Below are 19,305 nucleotides of genomic sequence, written 5' to 3'. Positions count from 1 at the left end.
GCGCGGCCATGGAGCTATTTACCAACCAAGTCCTGGCCGGCATCGCCACGGGCGCGATCTATGCCTGTATGGCGCTCGCCGTCGTGATGATTTACCAGGCGATCGACCATCTGAATTTCGCTCAGGGCGAAATGGCGATGTTCTCGACCTTCATTTCCTGGCAGCTAATGCAGTGGGGCATACCCTACTGGTGGGCGTTTCTGATCACGCTGGTCATCTCTTTTGCCGGCGGCATCGTCATCGAGCGGCTGCTGTTCAAGCCGCTCGCCAAGGCGCCGGTCCTGACCAACGTCGCCGGCTTCATCGCCCTGTTTGCGATCGTCAACAGTTGTGCCGGGCTGATCTGGGACTTCACGATCAAGCAGTATCCGACACCGTTCGGATCCTCGCCCTTCCTCGGCAGCCAGCTCATCTCGACCCACCAGGCCGGCATGATCGGCGTCACCTTGCTGCTGCTGCTCGCACTTTATTTCTTCTTTCAGTTTACCCGGATCGGCCTTGCGATGCGCGCGGCCGCTTCGCTGCCTGAATCGGCGCGCCTGGTCGGCATCAACACGTCGTGGATGATCGCGCTGGGCTGGGGCATGGCGTCGGCGATCGGCGCGATCGCCGGCATCCTGATTGCACCGGTCGTGTTCCTGGAGCCGAACATGATGGGCGGCGTGCTGATCTACGGATTTGCCGCGGCCGTCCTCGGCGGCCTGACCAGCCCGCTCGGCGCCGTGGTCGGCGGATTCCTGGTCGGCATCTTTGAAAATCTCGCCGGGACCTACATTCCCGGCGTCGGTAACGAGTTGAAGCTACCGATCGCGCTTGCGCTGATCATCACCGTATTGGTCGTCAAACCGGCTGGGCTGTTGGGCCGGCCCATCGTGAAGCGAGTTTGATCATGAGCGCTGCTGAGGAAGTCGTCACTGAAGCACCGGCCGTCGAAGCCGTTCCGAAGCGAGCCATGACGCTCGGCCTGGGCACCTCGCTCGTGGTGCTCGCCGCGCTGATCGTCGGACCGCTGTTCGTCAAGAACTTCATCATCTTCCAGATGACGATGCTCCTGATCTACGGACTTGCGGTTCTCGCCCTGAACATCCTGACCGGCGGAAGCGGCCAGTTCTCACTCGGCCAGAGCGCGTTCTACGCGGTCGGCGCCTATACGTCGGCGATCCTGATCGAACATGGCGGCATGAACTATGCGCTGACGCTGCCGATCGCGGGCCTCATCTGCTTCGCCTTCGGATTCGTGTTCGGCCAGCCGGCGCTGCGGTTGAGTGGCATTTACCTCGCGCTGGCGACCTTCGCGCTTGCGGTCGCCATGCCGCAACTCTTGAAGCTCGGTTTCTTCGAGCACTGGACCGGCGGCGTGCAGGGACTGGTCGTGACCAAGCCCGATGCGCCGTTCGGCCTGCCGATGTCGCAGGACATGTGGCTGTATTACTTTACGCTGGTGATCACCATCGGGATCTATATCGCCTCGGTCAATCTTTTGCGCTCGCGCTCCGGCCGCGCCTTCATGGCGATCCGCGATAACGAGATCGCGGCCTCCGCGATGGGCGTCGACGTCGCCCTCTACAAGACGCTGGCGTTCGGCGTCTCGGCCGGCATCACCGGCGTTGCCGGCGGGCTCGGCGCTATCGCGGTGCAGTTCGTGGCGCCCGACAGCTACACCATCACGCTCGCGATCTCGCTGTTCCTCGGCATGGTCGTCGGTGGCGTCGGCTGGCTGCCGGGATCGATCGTGGGCGCCGCCTTCATCATCTTCGTGCCGAATATCGCCGAACATATCTCGAAGGGCCTCTCCGGGGCGGTGTTCGGCGTGCTGTTGTTTATCGTCATCTTCCTCGTGCCGCACGGCGCAAGGCAGGTCGCGATCGTTGCGCAGCAGATGATAGGTAAACTGAAGAGGTAACTTCACGCCGCGGGATCTGTTCGGGTACGTCATCAGCGGCGGACCCGGCCGTTAACCAATATTCCGCGGGGCGGTAGTTTCCCGGAGCATCCGACTAAATATCGCCCTCCGCGACGCCGTCGCGGGGGCTTTTTGTTGCTGGACGCAGCCGAAAGGTATTCAATACAGCCAAGAGCCGCCAAGCGCTCCAATCAAAAACAATGACACAGTCACCGATCCTAGGGAGATCAAAAAATGTCCGTTATCAACTTGCGACTGGGAGCCTTTGCGGCTGCCCTCGCATTGCTTGCCGCGACCAGCAGCGGCGCATTGGCACAAAAGAAATACGACACCGGCGCCACCGATACCGAAATCAAGATCGGCAACATCATGCCCTACAGTGGGCCGGCCTCCGCCTACGGCGTGATCGGAAAAACCGAAGAGGCCTATTTCAGGAAGATCAACGCCGAGGGCGGCATCAACGGCCGCAAGATCAACTTCATCAGCTATGACGATGCCTACAGCCCGCCGAAGACGGTGGAGCAGGCCCGCAAGCTGGTGGAGAGCGATGAAGTGCTGCTGATCTTTAACCCGCTCGGCACCCCGCCGAACACCGCGATCCAGAAGTACCTGAACAGCAAGAAAGTGCCGCAACTGTTCGTCGCCACCGGCGCCACCAAGTGGAACGACCCCAAGGAATTCCCCTGGACGATGGGCTGGCAGCCCAACTACCAGAGCGAGTCGCAGATCTATGCCAAGTACATCCTGAAGAACCATCCGAACGCCAAGATCGGTATCCTCTATCAGAACGATGATTACGGTAAGGACTATCTGAAAGGCTTCAAGGACGGACTTGGCGCCAAGGCCGCATCAATGATCGTCCTGGAGGAGAGCTACGAAGTCTCCCAACCGACGATCGACTCCCACATCGTCAAGCTGAAGTCGTCAGGCGCCGACGTCTTCTTCAACATCACCACGCCGAAGTTTGCGGCGCAGGCGATCAAGAAGAACTCCGAGATCGGCTGGAAGCCGCTGCATTTCCTCAACAACGTCTCGGCCTCGATCGGCAGCGTGATGAAGCCGGCCGGATTCGAGAATGGACAGGACATCATCTCGTCGCAATACTTCAAGGATCCAACCGACGCGCAATGGAAGAACGATGCCGCGATGAAGGCATGGAACGAGTTCCTGGATAAGTATTATCCGGAAGCCAACCGGGCCGATGCATCGGTGATGTACGCCTATATCGTGTCTCAAGGTTTGGTGCACGTGCTAAAGGCCTGCGGCGACGACCTGACCCGCGCAAACGTCATGAAGCAGGCGGCCAACATCAAGGACCTCGAACTCAGCGGCCTGCTACCTGGGATCAAGGTCAATACGTCGCCAACCGACTTTGCTCCGCTCTCGCAATTGCAACTGATAAGGTTCAAGGGCGAGAACTGGGAACGCTTCGGCGAAATTCTCTCGGGTGACGTCGGCGGCTAACCCGACTGCGAGCTCTGCTGGAGATGCAGCCCCTGCGGCTTTTGCCGCAGGGGCTTTTTGTTTGTGAGGCTTTCGGCAAGATGCTAATCACGACGCTGTCAAAAGAGCCTCGTCAAGGGGACCGACAGTTACATTAAGAAATGAAAAGGGAGAGACAGAAATGTCCACAATGAAAAAACTTGCGGTTGTTTCGGCCGCGCTTGGACTACTCGCCGCATCGTCGAGCGGCGTTCTCGCACAGAAGAAATACGATCCCGGCGCGAGCGACACCGAAATCAAGATCGGCAACATCATGCCTTACAGCGGACCGGCTTCCGCCTATGGCGTAATCGGCAAGACTGAGGAAGCCTATTTCAGGAAGATCAACGCCGAAGGCGGCATTAACGGGCGCAAGATCAACTTTATCAGCTATGACGATGCCTACAGCCCGCCGAAGACGGTGGAGCAGGCGCGCAAGCTGGTGGAGAGCGATGAAGTGCTCCTCGTCTTCAACCCGCTCGGCACTCCGCCGAACACGGCGATCCAGAAATACCTGAACAGCAAGAAGGTGCCGCAACTGTTCGTCGCCACCGGCGCCACCAAGTGGAACGATCCGAAGAATTTCCCTTGGACCATGGGTTGGCAGCCGAACTACCAGAGCGAAACGCAGATCTATGCGAAATACATTCTGAAGGAGAAGCCGAACGCGAAGATCGGCATTCTCTATCAGAACGACGACTACGGTAAGGACTACCTGAAGGGCTTCAAGGACGGGCTCGGCGCCAAGGCCGCGTCGATGATCGTGCTGGAGGAAAGCTACGAGGTCTCCGAGCCGACCATCGACTCCCATATCGTCAAGCTGAAGGCGTCCGGCGCCGACGTGTTTATCAACATCACCACGCCGAAATTCGCGGCGCAGGCGATCAAGAAGAACGCCGAGATCGGCTGGAAGCCGCTGCACTTCCTCAACAACGTCTCGGCCTCGATCGGCAGCGTCATCAAGCCGGCCGGCATGGAGAACGCGCAGGACATTATCTCCTCGCAATACCTGAAGGATCCGACGGATGCACAGTGGAAGGATGATCCAGGCATGAAGGCCTGGAACGAGTTCCTGGACAAGTATTATCCGGAAGCCAACCGCGCCGACGCATCAGTGATGTTCGGCTACACGGTGGCGCAGGGTCTCGTGCATGTGCTCAAGGCCTGCGGCGACAATCTCACGCGCGAGAACGTCATGAAGCAGGCCGCCAGCATCAAGGACCTCGAACTCGGAGGTCTGCTGCCGGGCATCAAGGTCAACACGTCACCGACCGACTTTGCCCCGATCTCGTCGGTGCAACTGATCAAGTTCAAGGGCGAGACCTGGGAACGCTTCGGTGAAATCCTGTCCGGTGACGCCGGCGGCTAGTCATTCCGAATACTGATCGGCCCATTGGCCGGCCGGAAGAACCCTCGCGGCGCGCCCGCGGGGGTTTTCTTTTGCAGCGATTGGATGGATAACCAGACCTCCCGTCCCGTTAGCAGCCCCGTTGCAGATCATGACCGACCGACGTTCCCTGTTGCGTGCGATCTTTGATGCGGCCGTTGCGGCCGCGCATCCCGACGTGGTGCTCTCGGCGCATCTGCGTCCCGCGCCTAGGGGCAAGGTGATCTGCCTCGCCGCGGGCAAGGGCGCGGCGGCGATGGCGGCTGCGGCCGAACGGCACTACCTCGACACGCTGGGGCTTGATCCGTCGCGACTGACCGGCCTTGCCACCACGCGCCACGGCCACGGCGTGCCAACGCGGCGGATCAGGGTTGTCGAAGCCGGCCATCCCGTGCCCGACGAAGCCGGGCTGAAAGCCGCCGACGAGACGTTGCGTCTCGCCGCGGAGGCGACTGCGGACGATCTTTTGCTGGTGCTGTTGTCCGGCGGCGGCTCGGCAAACTGGATCGCACCCGCAGATGGCGTTTCGTTCGCACAGAAGCAGCAGGTAAACCGCGCGCTGTTGCGTTCGGGCGCGCCGATCGGCGAGATGAATATCGTGCGCAAGCATCTGTCGCGGATCAAGGGCGGCCGGTTGGCCCGCGCCGGGCAGCGTGCCGCCGAGATCGTGACGCTTGCGATCTCCGATGTACCGCACGACGATCCGTCCGCGATTGCATCGGGACCGACAGTACCGGATTCCTCCACGCTGGCGGACGCCCGCGCCCTGGTCGCAAAGTATAATCTCACAGTCGACGATGCCGTCAGGCGCGCACTCGAAGATCCCAAGAACGAGAGCTGCAAGCCCAGCGATCCCGCCTTTGCCCGCGCGCGATTCGAGATGATTGCAAAGCCCAAGGCTTCGCTCGACGCGGCCATCAAGGTCGCGAAGGACGCAGGCTATGAGGTCATCGGCCTCGGCGCGGATCTCGAAGGCGAGGCGCGCGAGGTGGCGGCCGATCATGCGCGACTGGCGCTGAAAGCACAAAGCGAGGGCAAACGAACCGCGATCCTGTCGGGCGGCGAGCTCACGGTGACGGTGCGTGGCAATGGCCGCGGCGGTCCCAACCAGGAATATGCGCTGGCGTTGGCGGATCTTCTGAAGGATACGTCCGGCATTGTGGCACTGGCCGCAGACACCGATGGCGCCGATGGCGGCGCCGGCAGCGCCACCGACCCGGCTGGCGCTTTGATCGATCAGGCGACGTTTGCGAAGATGAAGTCGCTCGACCTCGATCCTGCGGCCTATCTCGCCAACAACGATGCGACCGCGTTCTTTTCGGCGACCGGCGATCTCCTGCTGACCGGCCCGACGCTCACCAACGTCAACGACGTCAGGGTGATTTTGGTGGACCCGGCGTAGATCTCCGGGCAGTTCCGGAACGTCGCATGCGCCTTGACGGCGTTAACGCTTTGTTGAGCAGTTTGCGAGGAACCCGCGCGCTGTTTGCCTATCTCGAAGCTGCGATTCACCAGCTTGGCATCTAATGGCCGTTCTCCTGGAGGAGGAGAGCCGCTAGTGGCGGCTGGGGAACGCTCTATGACGGATCACATCTCGACAACCGCGCTGCGGTCAGCGCATTTGAGTGCGCGCCTCGAGGAGGCGATCAACCATTTGTCGCTCGGTATCGTCGTCTTCGACGAGAAGCGCGAGGTCGTTTTCTGCAACCGCCGCTACAGGGAAATGTACGGCCTCTCGCCTGAACAGGTGAAGCCGGGAACACCGACTCATGAACTGATCCGGCACCGGCTGAATCTCGGCCTGAAGGTGCAGGTCGCGGTCGATGATTATATCCGTGAGCGCGTCGGTCGCGACATCGCACTCGACACCACGGTGCAGGAGTTCACCGACGGCCGGATCGTCGCCTACACCGTCTACCCAATGCCCGGCGGCGGCGGGATGGCGACGCATGAGGACATCACGGAGCGCGAAGAGCTCAATGCTCGGCTGAAGAAGCAATACGAGCTGGGCAAGGAGCAGGAAGAAGCCCTGCGCATCAGGAACTTCCAGTTCGACACCGCGATCAACAACATGTCGCAGGGGCTTTGCTTCTTCGATTCCGACCACCGCCTGATCGTCTGCAACGATCGCTTCGTGGAGATGTACGACATCGCGCCCGAGCGCGTCAGCCCCGGCATGTCGCTGGTCGAGATCGTCGACCTGCGCTTCGAAGCCGGCAGCTTCCCCGCCATGACGCGGGACGAATATCTGCAATGGCGCACCAACGTGGCGGTTTCCAATGAAGCGAAAGACAGCATCGTCGAGTTGAAGAACGGGCGCACCTTCAAGATCCGCCACCGCCCGATGCCCGGCGGCGGCTGGGTCGCGACGCATGAGGATATCACCGAGCAGCGCCAGTCCGAGGTCAAGATCGAATACATGGCGCATCACGATGCGCTGACCGATCTTGCCAACCGGGTGCTGTTGAACAACCGGCTCGAATATGCGCTGGGCAGGGTTTCGGGCGGGGAAATGGTGGCCGTCCACCACCTCGATCTCGATCAATTCAAGGCCGTAAACGATACGTTCGGCCACCCCTGCGGCGACAAATTGCTCAGGAGCGTCGCCGAACGGTTGCGCCGGCTCGTCGGCGATTCCGACACGATCGCACGGATGGGCGGTGATGAATTCGTCATCGTGCAGGCCACGATCTCCGACCCTGCCGATGCCACTTCGCTGGCGCAGGGCGTCATTGATGCGTTGAGCGAGCCCTATGAAATCGACGGCCAGCAGGCCGTGATCGGCGTCAGTATCGGCATTTCGGTCGGTCCCGGCGACGGATCGAACCCCGACAAACTGCTGCGCAACGCCGACCTCGCGCTCTACCGCGCCAAGAGCGACGGCCGCAGCACGTTCCGCTTCTTCGAGCCGGCGATGGACCTGCAGATGCAGACCCGCCGCATCATGGAGCAGGATCTGCGCAAGGCGCTGCCGGCGGGCGAGTTCGAGCTGCACTACCAGCCGGTCGTCAACCTGGCGAGCAAGGAAATCAGCGGGTTCGAGGCGCTGATACGCTGGAATCATCCGACCAAGGGAATGATCTCGCCGGCCGCCTTCATCCCGCTGGCCGAAGAGATCGGCTTCATCGTGCCGATGGGCGAGTGGGTCATCAGGCAGGCTTGTGCCACCGCCGCGCAATGGCCGGACAACCTTCACGTCGCCGTCAATATTTCAGCGATCCAGTTTCGCAGTCCCGGCCTGATGCAGGTGATCGTCGGCGCGCTTGCCGCTTCCGGTCTCGCGCCGACGCGGCTCGAGATCGAAATCACCGAGACAGTGCTGTTGCACAACAAGGAAGCGACGCTTGCAGTGCTGCATCAGTTGCGGGCGCTCGGAATCCGGATCGCGATGGACGATTTCGGCACCGGATATTCGTCGCTGACTTATCTGCAGAGCTTTCCGTTCGACAAGATCAAGATCGATCGCTCGTTCGTCAAGAACATCACCGAGAATTCTAGCTCGCTCAACATCGTGCGCGCGGTTGCCGCGCTCGCCAATGGAATGGGCATGACGGCGACCGCCGAGGGCGTGGAAACGGCGGAGCAGCTCCACAGCATCGCATCCGAAGGATGCACGGAAATGCAGGGCTTCCTGTTCAGCAAGCCGCTTCCCGCGTTTGAGATCGAGCGGCAATTCCTGTCGGGACGCGGGCGCGGGGCTCAAGGCCGCATCGTCGCGGCGTGAGCTCGTCATTCCGGGGCGCGAAGCGAACTACGATGTGCGATTGCACATCGGAGAAGCTCGAGATTCCCCGATGCGCAGTTGCGCATCTGAGGTCTGGTCCTTCGGCCATCCCGGAATGACCGCTAACTACTCAAAACTCCGCCGCGATCTTTGACAGCATTTCAAGCAGTGCGACGCGGTTGGCGGGACCCAGCAGCTCGTTGAGGCGCGCCTCGTGCTTAGTCGCGACCAGCTTCTTGGCGCGCGTCAGCACCGCCCTGCCCTTGTCGGTCAGAACCAGGATGTGCGAGCGACGGTCGTTGGTCGAGCGCATCCGGGCGCAGAGGCCGCGGCTCTCCAGCGCATCCAGCATCGAGACGAAATTCGGCCTGAGGATGCCGAGCGTGTTGGCGATTTCGGTCTGGTTGCGTCCGGGATTGCGATCGAGCAACAATAGCACCGAGAATTGCGCCGGCGTCAGTTGCAGCGGCGCGACACAGCGCAGGAAATCCTCGAATATCTTGAGCTGCGCGCGTTTGAGCGAATAGCCAAGCAGGTCGGCCAGCTCGCCCAGTTGCAGCCCGGCACTCTCCGCGGCGCCATCGGCGATTTCCTTGCCGTTGCTGCGCGGCGACTTGACGACATCGGTCGCTGCCTTGGAAACTGTCATGGCGTGAGGCTCGCCCCCGAAAAGGCTCGGCTGGTGACCGGGCCTTGATGTTATATTTAATAATTGTTATCTGATATATCAAATATCGGCGCCTTTCAACTGCCGAGATATGGGACAGCCGGCGGACCGTGCGAGGTCAGGACCGGCGACGCTTTTAGGGGGAGCGCCAGTCTTGAATACGACGATCATGCTGTTCCTGCTGCAGGACGGCATCACCAATGGCGCGATCTATGCGCTGCTCGGGTTGGCGCTGGTGCTGGTGTTTGCCGTCACCCGCGTCATCCTGATTCCGCAGGGCGAGTTCGTGACCTTCGGCGCGCTGAGCTACGCCATGCTGGCAACTGGTCAGGTGCCGGGCACCGCAAAGCTGGCAATGGCGATGGGCGTGGTCGCGTTCGCCCTCGACCTGTTTGGCGCGCGGCGGTCGCTACGGCCCAAGCGGGTCGCGCGGGCCTTTGCCCTCAACATCGTCCTCCCGGCTGCGATCCTGGCTCTGACCTACGGCCTTGCCGGTCCGAAGACCCCGATCGCAGTCAACATCGCGCTGTCGCTTTTGATCGTCGCGGCGATCGGGCTGTTCCTCTACCGCATCGCGTTTCAACCGATCGCCCATACCTCGGTGCTGGTGTTGCTGATCGCCTCCGTCGGCTGTCATCTCGCGCTGCAGGGCCTGGGTCTCGTGTTCTTCGGCGCCGAAGGCCTGCGCGGACCCGCCCTGTCGAATACCGCACTGACGATCGGCCCGCTGCGCTTCACCGGCCAGAGCCTTGCGGTCTACGGGCTGACGGTCGCCTTCATCGTCGCGCTGTGGCTGTTCTTCGGCTTCACGCTGATGGGCAAAGCGTTGCGCGCTACCGCCGTCAACCGCCTCGGCGCCCGCCTCGTCGGCATCCGCACCACGCTGTCGGGGCAGATTGCTTTCCTGCTGGCATCCCTGATCGGCGCGATTTCCGGGATCCTGATCGTGCCGATCACCACGCTCTATTACGATACCGGCTTCCTAATCGGCCTGAAAGGCTTCATCGCCGCGATCATCGGTGGACTCGTCAGCTATCCGCTAACCGCCGTCGCAGCCTTGCTGGTCGGCAGCGTCGAGGCGTTCTCCTCGTTCTACGCCAGCAATTACAAGGAGGTCATCGTCTTTACGCTGATCCTTCCTGTGCTGGTGCTGCGTTCGCTCGCAGCGCCCGCGGTCGAGGAAGAGAAGGATTGACGGCGATGAACCAGCGCACCCCTCTCATCGTCTTCGCGCTCGTAATGGCAGCGATCCCGTTCATTCCGGGCGTCCCGCCATTCTGGATCGTGCTGCTCAACAATATCGGCCTCGCCGCACTGGTGGCGATGGGCCTCGTGATCTTGACCGGCGTCGGCGGCCTCACCTCGTTCGGCCAGGCAGCCTTCTGTGGCTTCGGCGCCTATACCACGGCGGTATTGACCACGGCCTATGGCGTCTCGCCATGGCTGACGCTGCCGCTCTCGCTCGTGGTCAGCGGCATCGCCGCCGTCCTGCTCGGTATCGTCACGGTGCGGTTGTCCGGCCATTATCTGCCGCTCGGCACCATCGCGTGGGGCATCGGCCTGTTTTACCTGTTCAGCAAACTGGAATTCCTCGGCCGCAATGACGGCATCTCCGGCATCCCGCCGCTCTCGATCGGCACCTTCCGGATGCTCGAGCCCGGCACAATCTATTTCGTGATCTGGATTGCGGTGCTGGTCTCGGCATTGCTGACCATGAACCTCCTGGACTCCCGCACCGGTCGCGCGATCCGCGCGCTGCGGCGCGGGCACATCGCCGGCGAAGCGTTCGGCGTGCAGACACCGCGCGCCAAGCTGCTGGTATTCGTTTATGCGGCGGTTCTCGCCGGCCTCTCGGGCTGGCTCTATGCGCATTTCCAGCGCGCGGCCAACCCGACCCCGTTCGGCGCGCATGCCGGCATCGAGTATCTGTTCATCGCCGTGGTCGGCGGCGCCGGCTATGTCTGGGGCGCGGTGCTCGGCGCCGGCATCGTCGTGATCCTGAAGGAGATCCTGCAGAGCTATCTGCCCTATATCTTCGGCGGCCAGAGCCAACTCGAGACCATTGTGTTCGGCATCCTGCTGGTCGTTCTGCTGCAACTGGCGCCGACCGGCGTCTGGCCCTGGCTGATGTCGCGACTGCCGATCAAGTCGAATCGCAGGATGCCAGATACGTCGCTTCCGCTTGCCACGCCGGTGCGCGCACAGGCTTCGTCCGCCGTGCTGCTGCAGATCGAGAAGGCGCGCAAGCAGTTCGGCGGCGTGATCGCCGTCAACGATGTTTCCTTCGACGTCCGCTCCCGTGAGATCGTCGCCCTGATCGGCCCCAACGGCGCCGGCAAGAGCACGACCTTCAACCTGATCACGGGCGTGCTGACGACGACCGGCGGCACCATCTCGGTGCTCGGTCACAAGGTCGACAACGCTCCGCCGCAGGAGGTGGTAAAACTCGGCGTCGCGCGTACCTTCCAGCACGTCAAGCTGGTGCCTGACATGACCGTGCTGGAGAACGTCGCGATCGGCGCGTATCTGCGAGGGTCTGCGGGCGCGATCTCCAGCATGTTCCGGCTCGACCGGACCGACGAGGCGAAATTGCTGGCGGAAGCCGCGCGCCAGATCGAACGCGTCGGTCTTGGCGACCAGATCGACCAGTTGGCAGGAAGCCTGTCGCTCGGCCAGCAGCGCATTGTCGAGATTGCACGCGCGCTGTGCGTCGATCCATTGCTGCTGCTGCTCGACGAGCCGGCCGCGGGACTGCGCCACATGGAAAAGCAGCGGCTCGCTGCGCTGCTCCGTCAATTGCGCGACGGCGGCATGTCGGTGCTGCTGGTCGAGCACGACATGGGCTTTGTGATGGATCTCGCCGACCGCGTCGTCGTGCTGGATTTCGGCACCAAGATCGCCGAGGGCACGCCGGCTGCGATCAAAACCAATCCCGATGTGATCAAGGCCTATCTCGGAGCTACCGCATGAGTGCGCTGTTATCGGTCTCCGACGCCCATGTTTCCTACGGCAAGGTCGAAGCTGTACGCTCGGTTTCGCTCGACGTCGCCGACGATGAGATCGTCACCATCATCGGCGCCAACGGCGCCGGCAAGACCACGCTGCTGAATGCCATCATGGGCGTTCTGCCGCTCAAGGGCGCCACCGCCTTCGCCGGCACCGATATGACCCCGCTCGACATCGAGGATCGCGTCGCGGCGGGCCTCTGTCTCGTGCCGGAGCACCGCGAATTGTTCGGCACTATGAACGTCGAGGACAATCTGCAGCTCGGCGCCTTCCGGATTCCGAAGGCGACGGCAGCAAGATCATTCGAGCGCGTCTATGCGCTGTTTCCACGGCTCAAGGAGCGGCGCAAGCAATTGGCGGGCACGCTCTCCGGCGGCGAGCAGCAGATGCTGGCGATGGGTCGCGCCCTGATGGGCGCGCCAAAACTGTTGATGCTGGACGAACCGAGCCTTGGTCTCGCGCCGATCATCGTGGCCGACATTTTCCGCACCATCGGCGAATTGCGTGCCGCCGGCGTGTCGGTGCTGCTGGTCGAACAGAATGCGCAAGCGGCGCTCAAAATCGCCGACCGCGCCTACGTCATGGAACTCGGCGAATTCATCCTGTCAGGATCGGCGAAGGATATCGCCAGCAACCAGCGCGTCGCGGCGAGCTATCTCGGCTTCCAGCATGAGGGGGCAAGCGGGATATAGGCGGCACGTACTCATAAATTCGGTTCGGTAATTGCAACTCGCTGAATGTTCGCTTCGCTCCAAGAGCGACTGAATTGCTGCGCCGCCGTGAATGACGCGAAGGGCCATTAGCAAAGGTATGGCAGCCTGTTTCTGTCACAGACCTTTCGTATCTGTTCGACCGGATCCTTCGACTGCCGCCCGGCAGCGAGACGATGACGGTCTCTGCCGCCGCGTTCTCGCATCTCAAGTCCTTTACGGGTTTCTCAGCCACGCAGCTGGAGGACGTCTTGGTCAATTGCAGGCGCCACTTGTGGACCGCTATCGCGGGCCGGCTTGAACCTCCCGCGGGCATCCTGTGGCCGGATTTACAGACGGGCTGCAGGATGAACTTCCACCGCCATTTCCTTTCGCCCACAGGTTATCCCAGCCGCCTATCCACGAGGACGGCACGATCGTGTCCGGCAGCCGCTTGAACCAGCCGAACGACTTGTTCTCCTCCGGCGGCGCCCGGTCTGCCTGCAGTCCGCCGGCTGAGGTCATCTGCGGCTCGGCTTGCACGTTCTTGGCGTGTACCACCCTGACCCGATCACGGGAATACCTTGAAGCACGCCGCGCATGACCACCATGCGCCGGACGCGCCTTCACTGCATGCTTCTCCTTTGCTTTTGCTTTGGCAGGTTTGCTCGCAGCAGGCTCTGCCGGCAACGGAGCCGGTGCTGCAACGTTGTTGTTGCCCTCGCCGGCCGTTGCGATGCGCATGACTGGCTTTATGGTCCCGTCGTAGAGTTCGAGGCGGTCACCGCGCGCTAACGATTGGGACGGCTCGTCTTCGGGAATGTCCGCCCGCAACAAATCCAGACCACGTCGTCTTATCGCTTCCATCCTCTCAGCCTGCGTTTCAACCCAAGGGACGGCGGCCGGGCTGGAAAGATCTGCGCGCCGTTCGGTCGCACCTACCGTGCCTGCTCCAATTTCGCTCCAGACGAAAAAAAGCAGCGCAGCCAACCCGGCGATGCCTACCACGACACCGACCCAGGCAAACCTCAGGTCCGCGATCGTGAAAGATGCGGCCCTTGCACGCGATCCGAAGAAATGATCAGGAGGCCGGATCGCGTCGGCTACGGTCCGGGTAATTGCCGCCGCCATATGGTGGCAGCTTTCGCAAAACTTGAAATAAACTCCTGCGCCAGAACAAGATCCGATTTCCTGATCCATTCGGAGATGCGTCATCCTGCTCGGGTCTGCGAAATCTAACCTCTCAATCTGCTGTCGTGCCATCGGGAGCGTCCTTTCGAACAAATCTCCCAGCCCACTCCACCCGATAAAGCAACGACACTCGAAGCATGCGCGCAACAGCCTTCGGCTCGAACTGCAACCCTCCAAAATTCACTTTTTGTAACTGCCTAAGCCTGTTACAGTGCTTATGAGTAGGGAAACGCCCGGCGCATCGCGAGAGCTTCGCTGTCGCATCGAACATCACCGAAGCCTTGGCGACGCCACTTTGGATCGACAACAGGCAGGTAACGATTGCAGCCAGCATGGGCATCAGCATCTATCCGGACAACGCCACCGATATCGACACCCTGATGCAGCAAGCGGACGCGGCGATGTACAGGGCCAGGCAGATAGGCCGTTGCACCCACCGCTTCTTTTAGCGCCGACATGAACAGGCTCGCCGAACAGCGGGTCGTCTACAACGCGGCGCTATGCCAGGCCAATGCAAGCGATGGGCTGACGCTGCACTATCAGCCGCAGACCAGGACGATCGGCGGCGTCCTATATCGCGTCGAGGCGCTAGCGCGCTGGCCCGCCCCTGTACTCGGCGAGGTCTCTCCCTCAAGTTCATCCCGCTGCTGAGGAGTGCGGCCTGATTGAGCAGATCGGTCGATGGGCGATCCGCGAAGCCTGCCGGCAGATGGCCAGGCCGGACTCAACGTCCCCTGCGTCGCGGTCAATCTGTCGCCGCTCAATTTCCAGAAGTAGGGTGGGAAGGCGCTCTTCGCGCCGTCCCACCCTGTCAGACCCCATCCAGAGTAGCTGCCGTCGGGCCGCATTCGCGCGGACCCATTGGCGCCTCCTCACCATTGAGGGTTCAATCGTTGCCTTCCCTCACTTCGCCGGGACGTACTTGCCGTCCTTCACGGTCAGGATAATGCGCGAGCGGTCGTCGAGGCCGTAGCGATCCTTTTCGGTGAAGTTGTAGACGCCTTGGCTCGCCGCGATTTCCTTCTCCGAGATCAGCGCCAGACGGATCGCCTCGCGGAATTCCGGCGTGCCCGGCTTGGCCTTCTTCAGCGCCACCGGTATCACGCGCTTGAGCACTTCAAAGGCGTCGTAGGAATGGCCGGCGAACTGGCTGCGGCTGTTGGCGCCATACTTGGCTTCATAGGCGGTGTTGAGCGCCAGCCCCGGCTTCTTGGTCAGCGCGCTGTCGGGCTGGGACTCCGGCGACATCACCGGACCGGAAGCCATGATCACGCCTTCCGCCGCAGGCCCCGCGATGCGGATGAAGTCCATGCTGGCGGCGCCGTGAGTCTGATAGATCAGGCCCTTGTAGCCACGCTCGCGCAGCGTGGTCTGCGGCAGTGCCGCGGCGGTGCCGGAGGCGCCGATGAGAATGGCGTCGGGATTGGCGGCGACCAGCTTCAGCACCTGGCCCGCGACCGACGTATCCGGGCGGGCGAAGCGCTCTTCGGTAACCATGGTCAGGCCCATGGGAACGGCCTGGGTCTTGAAGTCGTTGACCCAGAGATCGCCGTAGGAATCGGAGTAGCCGATATAGCCGACGGTCTTGATGCCATGCGCCTTCATGTGCTCGTACAGCACCTTGCCCATAATCGGGATCGGCTGCGGCATCGCGACCGACCACTTCATGCGCGCCTCGTTGATGGGGAGCGGCGCCAGGCCGAAATGCGGAATCCCCGCCTCGTTCGCAACCGTAGAAACCGCAACCGTCGGAGGTGTTGTCGAGGAGCCCATGATGATGTCGGCCTTCGATTCGGTTACGAAGCGCCGTGCATTGGTGGTCGCCGCGGTCGGATCGCCGCCGTCATCGAGCACGATGATCTTGAGCGGCACGCCGCCGATTTCCTTCGGCACGAAATCGAGCGAGTTGCGTTCGGGAATACCGAGAGCGGCTGCGGGACCGGTCGTGGTGACGGTAATACCGATCGTGATTTCATTGGTCTGTGCAATGACCGGTGCTCCCGGCAGCGCGAGGGCCGCGATGACGGCCGCCGCGGAAAGAAAAGCCTTCTTCATTCATTCCTCCCTTGGATTATTATCTGCAGTCTTAAGCAAAACCGGGCGATTAATTCAGCCCCTTCTTTAGGTCATGCCGGATAGTAAGTCAGCCCCGCATGAATCGCTCGATGATCTCCGGCGGCATCGGCGCCGATTTCAGCTTCGCGGGATCGTCCGGGTGCTTGCCGACCAGCACGCGGGTCTCGAACGCCTCGATCGCCAATGCCTCCCCCTTGAACACGTTGTGGATGACCTCGAAGCTCGATCGCTTGAAGCTCTCGATCCGACTTTCGATCCGGATCCAATCGCCATGGGTGGACGGAATATGAAATTTCGCCCGCGTGTCCACCATCGGGATGCCGACCAGGCCATATTTGTGGATGAGGTCCTGTTTCGAAAAGCCGGCGGCTTCGAACATGATCGAGGTCGAATCGTCGAATATCGCGAAATATCGGGGGTAGTAAACGATGTTGGCGGGGTCGCAATCGCCCCACTGGATCTGCACGTCGCGCCGGTTGACGAACATGAAGGGTCCCTACCGCGGCGCCATGCGCAGCGCGGCATCGAGCCGCACCACTTCGCCGTTCAAATATGGGTTGTCGATCATGTGCAGCGCGAGCGAGGCGAACTCGTCGGCTTGACCGAGGCGGCGCGGGAACGGGATCGAGGCGGCAAGCGAGTCCTGCGCTTCCTGCGGCAGGTTGGCGAGCAGCGGCGTGAGGAACAGGCCGGGCGCGATCGTCAGCACGCGAATCCCGAACTGCGCCAGTTCGCGCGCGATCGGAAGCGTCATGGCGACGATGCCGCCCTTCGAGGCTGAATAGGCCGACTGACCGATCTGGCCGTCATAGGCCGCGACCGAGGCGGTCGAGATCACGACGCCGCGCTCGCCGGTCGCAAGCGGCTCGAGCTTCGACATCGGAGCGGTCGCCAACCGCAGCATGTTGAACGAGCCGATCAGGTTGACCTTGATCACCTTGTCGAAATCTCCGAGCGCCATCGGGCCGTCCTTGCCGATCACGCGCTTGGCGACGCCGATGCCGGCGCAGTTCACCAGCACGCGCGCCGGACCATGGGCCGCCGCGGCCTTGGCGATCGCAGCTTCCGCGGAGGCAGCGTCGGAGACGTCGCAGATCACGGCGACGCCGCCGATCTCGGCCGCGACAGCCTCTGCAAGGCTGGCGTTGAGATCGCAGACTGCGACCTTGGCGCCCTGTGCCGCGAGGCGGCGCGCGGTCGCAGCGCCCAATCCCGATGCGCCGCCGGTGACGATGGCGGCCTGATCCTTCAACTGCATGGTGCTCTCCCTGACAAGCTTTGCGCGAATTCGGTTACAGCGTGATCACCTGCGCCGGTGGCGCGGGCGAATAGATTTCCTCGATCAGCGCGCTGCGGTTCTCCAGAACAGCGCGCTGGTTGATCGAACCCTTGTCGGTGACCTCGCCGCGATCGATCGACAGCGGAGTATCGAGCAGCACAGCGCGCATGATCCGGGTCGATGAACCCGTCGCGCCCGCGACGAGCTTCTTAAAGCGTTCGCGGAAGGCAGCGACGATCAGCGGGTCGGACGCCGCGGCAGCGAGGTCGTCATGCGGAAGCGTCGGATTGATCAGGCGGCAACCGTCGAGATCGAGCACCACCAGCGCCGAGATTTCGTCGCGGTTGATGCCGGCAATCACGACGTCGCGCGCCAGCGGCGCGCAGGCCGCGACAAAGCGCGCCCGCAACGGGCCGACGCTGACCCAGGTGCCGCTTGCGAGCTTGAAGTCCTCGCCGATGCGGCCGTCGAAATCAAAACCGGCGTCGAAATTATCGGGATCGGCCGGCTTGAGCGCATCGCCCATCTTGTAGAAGCCTTCCTCATCGAAAGACTTCGCCGTCATATCAGGCTGACGCCAGTAGCCGGGCATCACATTCGGCCCCTTGGCGCGAACCTCCAGCTTGCCATTATTGGGCACGAGTTTCGCGTCATTGCCCAGAACCGGCAGCCCGACATGACCGGAACGGCTGGTATGCGGATTGACCGACATGAAGAACGGCGCAGTCTCGGTCGCGCCAAGGCCGGTCAGCATCGGCACGCGATAGCCGGTTTCCCGGACCGACAATTCGTCGAGGCTGTTCCAGACGAAGGCCGACAGCGCCGCGCCACTGAAGAACATGGCGTGGAGGCGAGCGAAGAATTTTTTGCGCAAGGCTGCATCGTCGCGCAAATAGGGCAATAGCGATTCATAACCCTTGGGCACGTTGAAATACACCGTCGGCGAAATCTCCTGCAGATTGCGCACGGTCTCCTCGATGCCGCCGGGCATTGGCTTGCCTTCGTCGAGGTACATCGAGCCGCCATTGTAGAGCGTCAGCCCGATATTGTGATTGCCGCCAAACGTGTGATTCCACGGCAGCCAGTCGACGATGACGGGCGGCTCGTCCTTCAGGAACGCCAGCGTCTCGCGCAGCATCACCTGGTTGGCGCAGATCATGCGCTGGGTGTTGATGACCGCCTTCGGGTTGCCGGTCGAGCCCGACGTCAGCAGGAATTTTGCGATCGTTTCCGGGCCGATGGTCTCGTGCACCGCGTCGAGCCGCGGATGCAGCGGTGTCGCCATAAGGTCAGACAGAGCCGTCACCTCGCGTCCTGCTAGCACGCCGCGCGATGCCGCGATCTCGGTGCCAAGCGACACATTGGCGGCGAGCGCATCGGCGAATTTCGTCGCGTCGTCGACGAACACGAGGCCGGGCGTCAACAGCTTCATCAGGTAGCCGAGCTTGCCGTAGTCCCGCGATACCAGCGAATAGGCCGGCGATACCGGACAGAAGGGAATGCCGGCATAGAGCGCGCCGAACGCAACCAGTGCATGATCGACCGAGTTGCCGGACAGGATGACGACCGGCTTTTCTGCCGAAAGCCCGCGCGCCAGCAGCGCTGACGCGATCTGCCGCGACGACGTCAGGAGCTCTGCATAGGTGATCTGCCGCCAGCCGCGTGCGGCGTTGCGCTCGGCCATGAAGACCCGATCGGGCGCCGCTGCGGCCCAATGATGCAGGCGGTCGGTGATGCGCGCCGGATAGTCGCGGAGTTGCGCTTTCGGGCGCAGATAGATGGTGCCGTCGTCGCGACGCTCGACATGCACCGCGGGCGTGCCGAACGAGATCGGGCGCAGCGGATGATCGAAGCGCGCGGCTGAATCGGTCGAGGCGGACATGCTGGGCTTGGCGCTCATG

16 protein-coding genes and 1 pseudogene are annotated in these 19,305 nt (G+C 62.2%); 10 read left to right on the top strand and 7 right to left on the bottom strand.

Going from position 1 to position 19,305, the window contains the following annotated elements; genetic code table 11:
* Positions 1-8: 8 nt before the first annotated feature.
* From RX328_RS04245 to RX328_RS04220, 6 genes are all read left to right on the top strand, one after another.
* Positions 9-887, top strand: coding sequence for a branched-chain amino acid ABC transporter permease (locus RX328_RS04245; protein WP_213248591.1), 879 nt, complete (start codon positions 9-11; stop codon positions 885-887).
* 2 nt (positions 888-889) lie between these two features.
* Positions 890-1,903 carry a branched-chain amino acid ABC transporter permease gene (locus tag RX328_RS04240; protein WP_213248593.1) on the top strand — a complete coding sequence of 338 codons (1,014 nt, stop codon included), beginning with the start codon at positions 890-892 and terminating at the stop codon, positions 1,901-1,903.
* A 234-nt stretch (positions 1,904-2,137) separates the two neighbouring features.
* A complete protein-coding gene (locus RX328_RS04235) occupies positions 2,138-3,367 on the top strand; it encodes an ABC transporter substrate-binding protein (RefSeq protein WP_213248595.1) in 1,230 nt (409 codons plus the stop codon).
* A gap of 160 nt (positions 3,368-3,527) precedes the next feature.
* Complete coding sequence (locus tag RX328_RS04230; protein WP_213248597.1) at positions 3,528-4,754, top strand: ABC transporter substrate-binding protein; 1,227 nt, start codon at positions 3,528-3,530, stop codon at positions 4,752-4,754.
* Between the two features lie 130 nt (positions 4,755-4,884).
* Positions 4,885-6,174, top strand: a complete 1,290-nt coding sequence (locus RX328_RS04225) for a glycerate kinase (protein WP_213248599.1) — start codon at positions 4,885-4,887, stop codon at positions 6,172-6,174.
* 177 nt (positions 6,175-6,351) lie between these two features.
* The gene (locus RX328_RS04220) at positions 6,352-8,496 is read left to right on the top strand and encodes an EAL domain-containing protein (RefSeq protein WP_213248601.1); all 2,145 of its coding nucleotides are present in this window, start codon (positions 6,352-6,354) and stop codon (positions 8,494-8,496) included.
* A gap of 130 nt (positions 8,497-8,626) precedes the next feature.
* On the opposite strand, the gene RX328_RS04215 is transcribed toward RX328_RS04220, so the two are convergent.
* Positions 8,627-9,145 carry a MarR family winged helix-turn-helix transcriptional regulator gene (locus RX328_RS04215; protein WP_213248603.1) on the bottom strand — a complete coding sequence of 173 codons (519 nt, stop codon included), beginning with the start codon at positions 9,143-9,145 and terminating at the stop codon, positions 8,627-8,629.
* Positions 9,146-9,317: 172 nt separating this feature from the next.
* Here RX328_RS04215 and RX328_RS04210 point away from each other — a divergent pair, with 172 nt between their 5' ends.
* Genes RX328_RS04210 through RX328_RS04200 form a run of 3 tightly spaced genes read left to right on the top strand, consistent with a single transcriptional unit; the run spans position 9,318 to position 12,861 of the window.
* Positions 9,318-10,358: a branched-chain amino acid ABC transporter permease gene (locus RX328_RS04210; protein ID WP_213248605.1), complete on the top strand. Its 1,041-nt coding sequence runs from the start codon at positions 9,318-9,320 to the stop codon at positions 10,356-10,358.
* A gap of 5 nt (positions 10,359-10,363) precedes the next feature.
* Positions 10,364-12,133, top strand: coding sequence for an ABC transporter permease subunit (locus tag RX328_RS04205; RefSeq protein WP_213248607.1), 1,770 nt, complete (start codon positions 10,364-10,366; stop codon positions 12,131-12,133).
* On the top strand, positions 12,130-12,861 hold the full coding sequence (locus RX328_RS04200; RefSeq protein WP_213248609.1) for an ABC transporter ATP-binding protein: 732 nt from the start codon (positions 12,130-12,132) through the stop codon (positions 12,859-12,861). Before RX328_RS04205 ends, RX328_RS04200 begins: the two co-directional genes overlap by 4 nt.
* 300 nt (positions 12,862-13,161) lie before the next feature.
* On the opposite strand, the gene RX328_RS04195 is transcribed toward RX328_RS04200, so the two are convergent.
* Both RX328_RS04195 and RX328_RS04190 read right to left on the bottom strand, forming a co-directional pair.
* Entirely contained in the window at positions 13,162-14,058 is an 897-nt protein-coding gene (locus tag RX328_RS04195; protein ID WP_213248611.1) for a hypothetical protein, read from the bottom strand.
* A gap of 43 nt (positions 14,059-14,101) precedes the next feature.
* Complete coding sequence (locus RX328_RS04190) at positions 14,102-14,389, bottom strand: hypothetical protein (RefSeq protein ID WP_213248613.1); 288 nt, start codon at positions 14,387-14,389, stop codon at positions 14,102-14,104.
* Here RX328_RS04190 and RX328_RS43235 point away from each other — a divergent pair.
* Positions 14,307-14,820, top strand: a pseudogene (locus RX328_RS43235) (EAL domain-containing protein); the annotation flags it as partial. The gene RX328_RS04190 and the pseudogene RX328_RS43235 sit on opposite strands and share 83 nt — an antisense overlap.
* Before the next feature lie 132 nt (positions 14,821-14,952).
* On the opposite strand, the gene RX328_RS04175 reads toward RX328_RS43235, so the two are convergent.
* The 4 genes from RX328_RS04175 to RX328_RS04160 form a co-directional block, all read right to left on the bottom strand.
* Positions 14,953-16,104 (bottom strand): ABC transporter substrate-binding protein, encoded by a 1,152-nt coding sequence (locus tag RX328_RS04175; RefSeq protein ID WP_213248615.1) that lies wholly within the window; start codon positions 16,102-16,104, stop codon positions 14,953-14,955.
* An 88-nt stretch (positions 16,105-16,192) separates the two neighbouring features.
* Positions 16,193-16,612 carry an acyl-CoA thioesterase gene (locus RX328_RS04170; protein ID WP_213248617.1) on the bottom strand — a complete coding sequence of 140 codons (420 nt, stop codon included), beginning with the start codon at positions 16,610-16,612 and terminating at the stop codon, positions 16,193-16,195.
* 9 nt (positions 16,613-16,621) lie between these two features.
* Complete coding sequence (locus tag RX328_RS04165) at positions 16,622-17,383, bottom strand: SDR family NAD(P)-dependent oxidoreductase (protein ID WP_213248619.1); 762 nt, start codon at positions 17,381-17,383, stop codon at positions 16,622-16,624.
* Between the two features lie 34 nt (positions 17,384-17,417).
* Positions 17,418-19,304: a feruloyl-CoA synthase gene (locus RX328_RS04160; protein WP_213248621.1), complete on the bottom strand. Its 1,887-nt coding sequence runs from the start codon at positions 19,302-19,304 to the stop codon at positions 17,418-17,420.
* Position 19,305 lies beyond the last annotated feature (1 nt).

Origin of the sequence: Bradyrhizobium sp. sBnM-33 (assembly GCF_032917945.1) — a bacterium.
In the GTDB taxonomy this organism is placed as follows: Bacteria; Pseudomonadota; Alphaproteobacteria; order Rhizobiales; family Xanthobacteraceae; genus Bradyrhizobium.
Note: the sequence above shows the minus strand (reverse complement) of the source record. Positions and strands in the feature narration are given on the sequence as shown.

Bases quoted from the DNA above. Each gene is read 5' to 3' on its own strand.
- RX328_RS04175 (WP_213248615.1), bottom strand. From the start codon at position 16,104: ATGAAGAAGGCTTTTCTTTCCGCGGCGGCCGTCATCGCGGCCCTCGCG.
- RX328_RS04230 (WP_213248597.1), top strand. From the start codon at position 3,528: ATGTCCACAATGAAAAAACTTGCGGTTGTTTCGGCCGCGCTTGGACTA.
- RX328_RS04235 (WP_213248595.1), top strand. From the start codon at position 2,138: ATGTCCGTTATCAACTTGCGACTGGGAGCCTTTGCGGCTGCCCTCGCA.
- RX328_RS04160 (WP_213248621.1), bottom strand. From the start codon at position 19,304: ATGAGCGCCAAGCCCAGCATGTCCGCCTCGACCGATTCAGCCGCGCGC.
- RX328_RS04170 (WP_213248617.1), bottom strand. From the start codon at position 16,612: ATGTTCGTCAACCGGCGCGACGTGCAGATCCAGTGGGGCGATTGCGAC.
- RX328_RS04195 (WP_213248611.1), bottom strand. From the start codon at position 14,058: ATGGATCAGGAAATCGGATCTTGTTCTGGCGCAGGAGTTTATTTCAAG.
- RX328_RS04190 (WP_213248613.1), bottom strand. From the start codon at position 14,389: ATGCCCATGCTGGCTGCAATCGTTACCTGCCTGTTGTCGATCCAAAGT.
- RX328_RS04245 (WP_213248591.1), top strand. From the start codon at position 9: ATGGAGCTATTTACCAACCAAGTCCTGGCCGGCATCGCCACGGGCGCG.
- RX328_RS04215 (WP_213248603.1), bottom strand. From the start codon at position 9,145: ATGACAGTTTCCAAGGCAGCGACCGATGTCGTCAAGTCGCCGCGCAGC.
- RX328_RS04220 (WP_213248601.1), top strand. From the start codon at position 6,352: ATGACGGATCACATCTCGACAACCGCGCTGCGGTCAGCGCATTTGAGT.
- RX328_RS04240 (WP_213248593.1), top strand. From the start codon at position 890: ATGAGCGCTGCTGAGGAAGTCGTCACTGAAGCACCGGCCGTCGAAGCC.
- RX328_RS04165 (WP_213248619.1), bottom strand. From the start codon at position 17,383: ATGCAGTTGAAGGATCAGGCCGCCATCGTCACCGGCGGCGCATCGGGA.
- RX328_RS04205 (WP_213248607.1), top strand. From the start codon at position 10,364: ATGAACCAGCGCACCCCTCTCATCGTCTTCGCGCTCGTAATGGCAGCG.
- RX328_RS04225 (WP_213248599.1), top strand. From the start codon at position 4,885: ATGACCGACCGACGTTCCCTGTTGCGTGCGATCTTTGATGCGGCCGTT.
- RX328_RS04200 (WP_213248609.1), top strand. From the start codon at position 12,130: ATGAGTGCGCTGTTATCGGTCTCCGACGCCCATGTTTCCTACGGCAAG.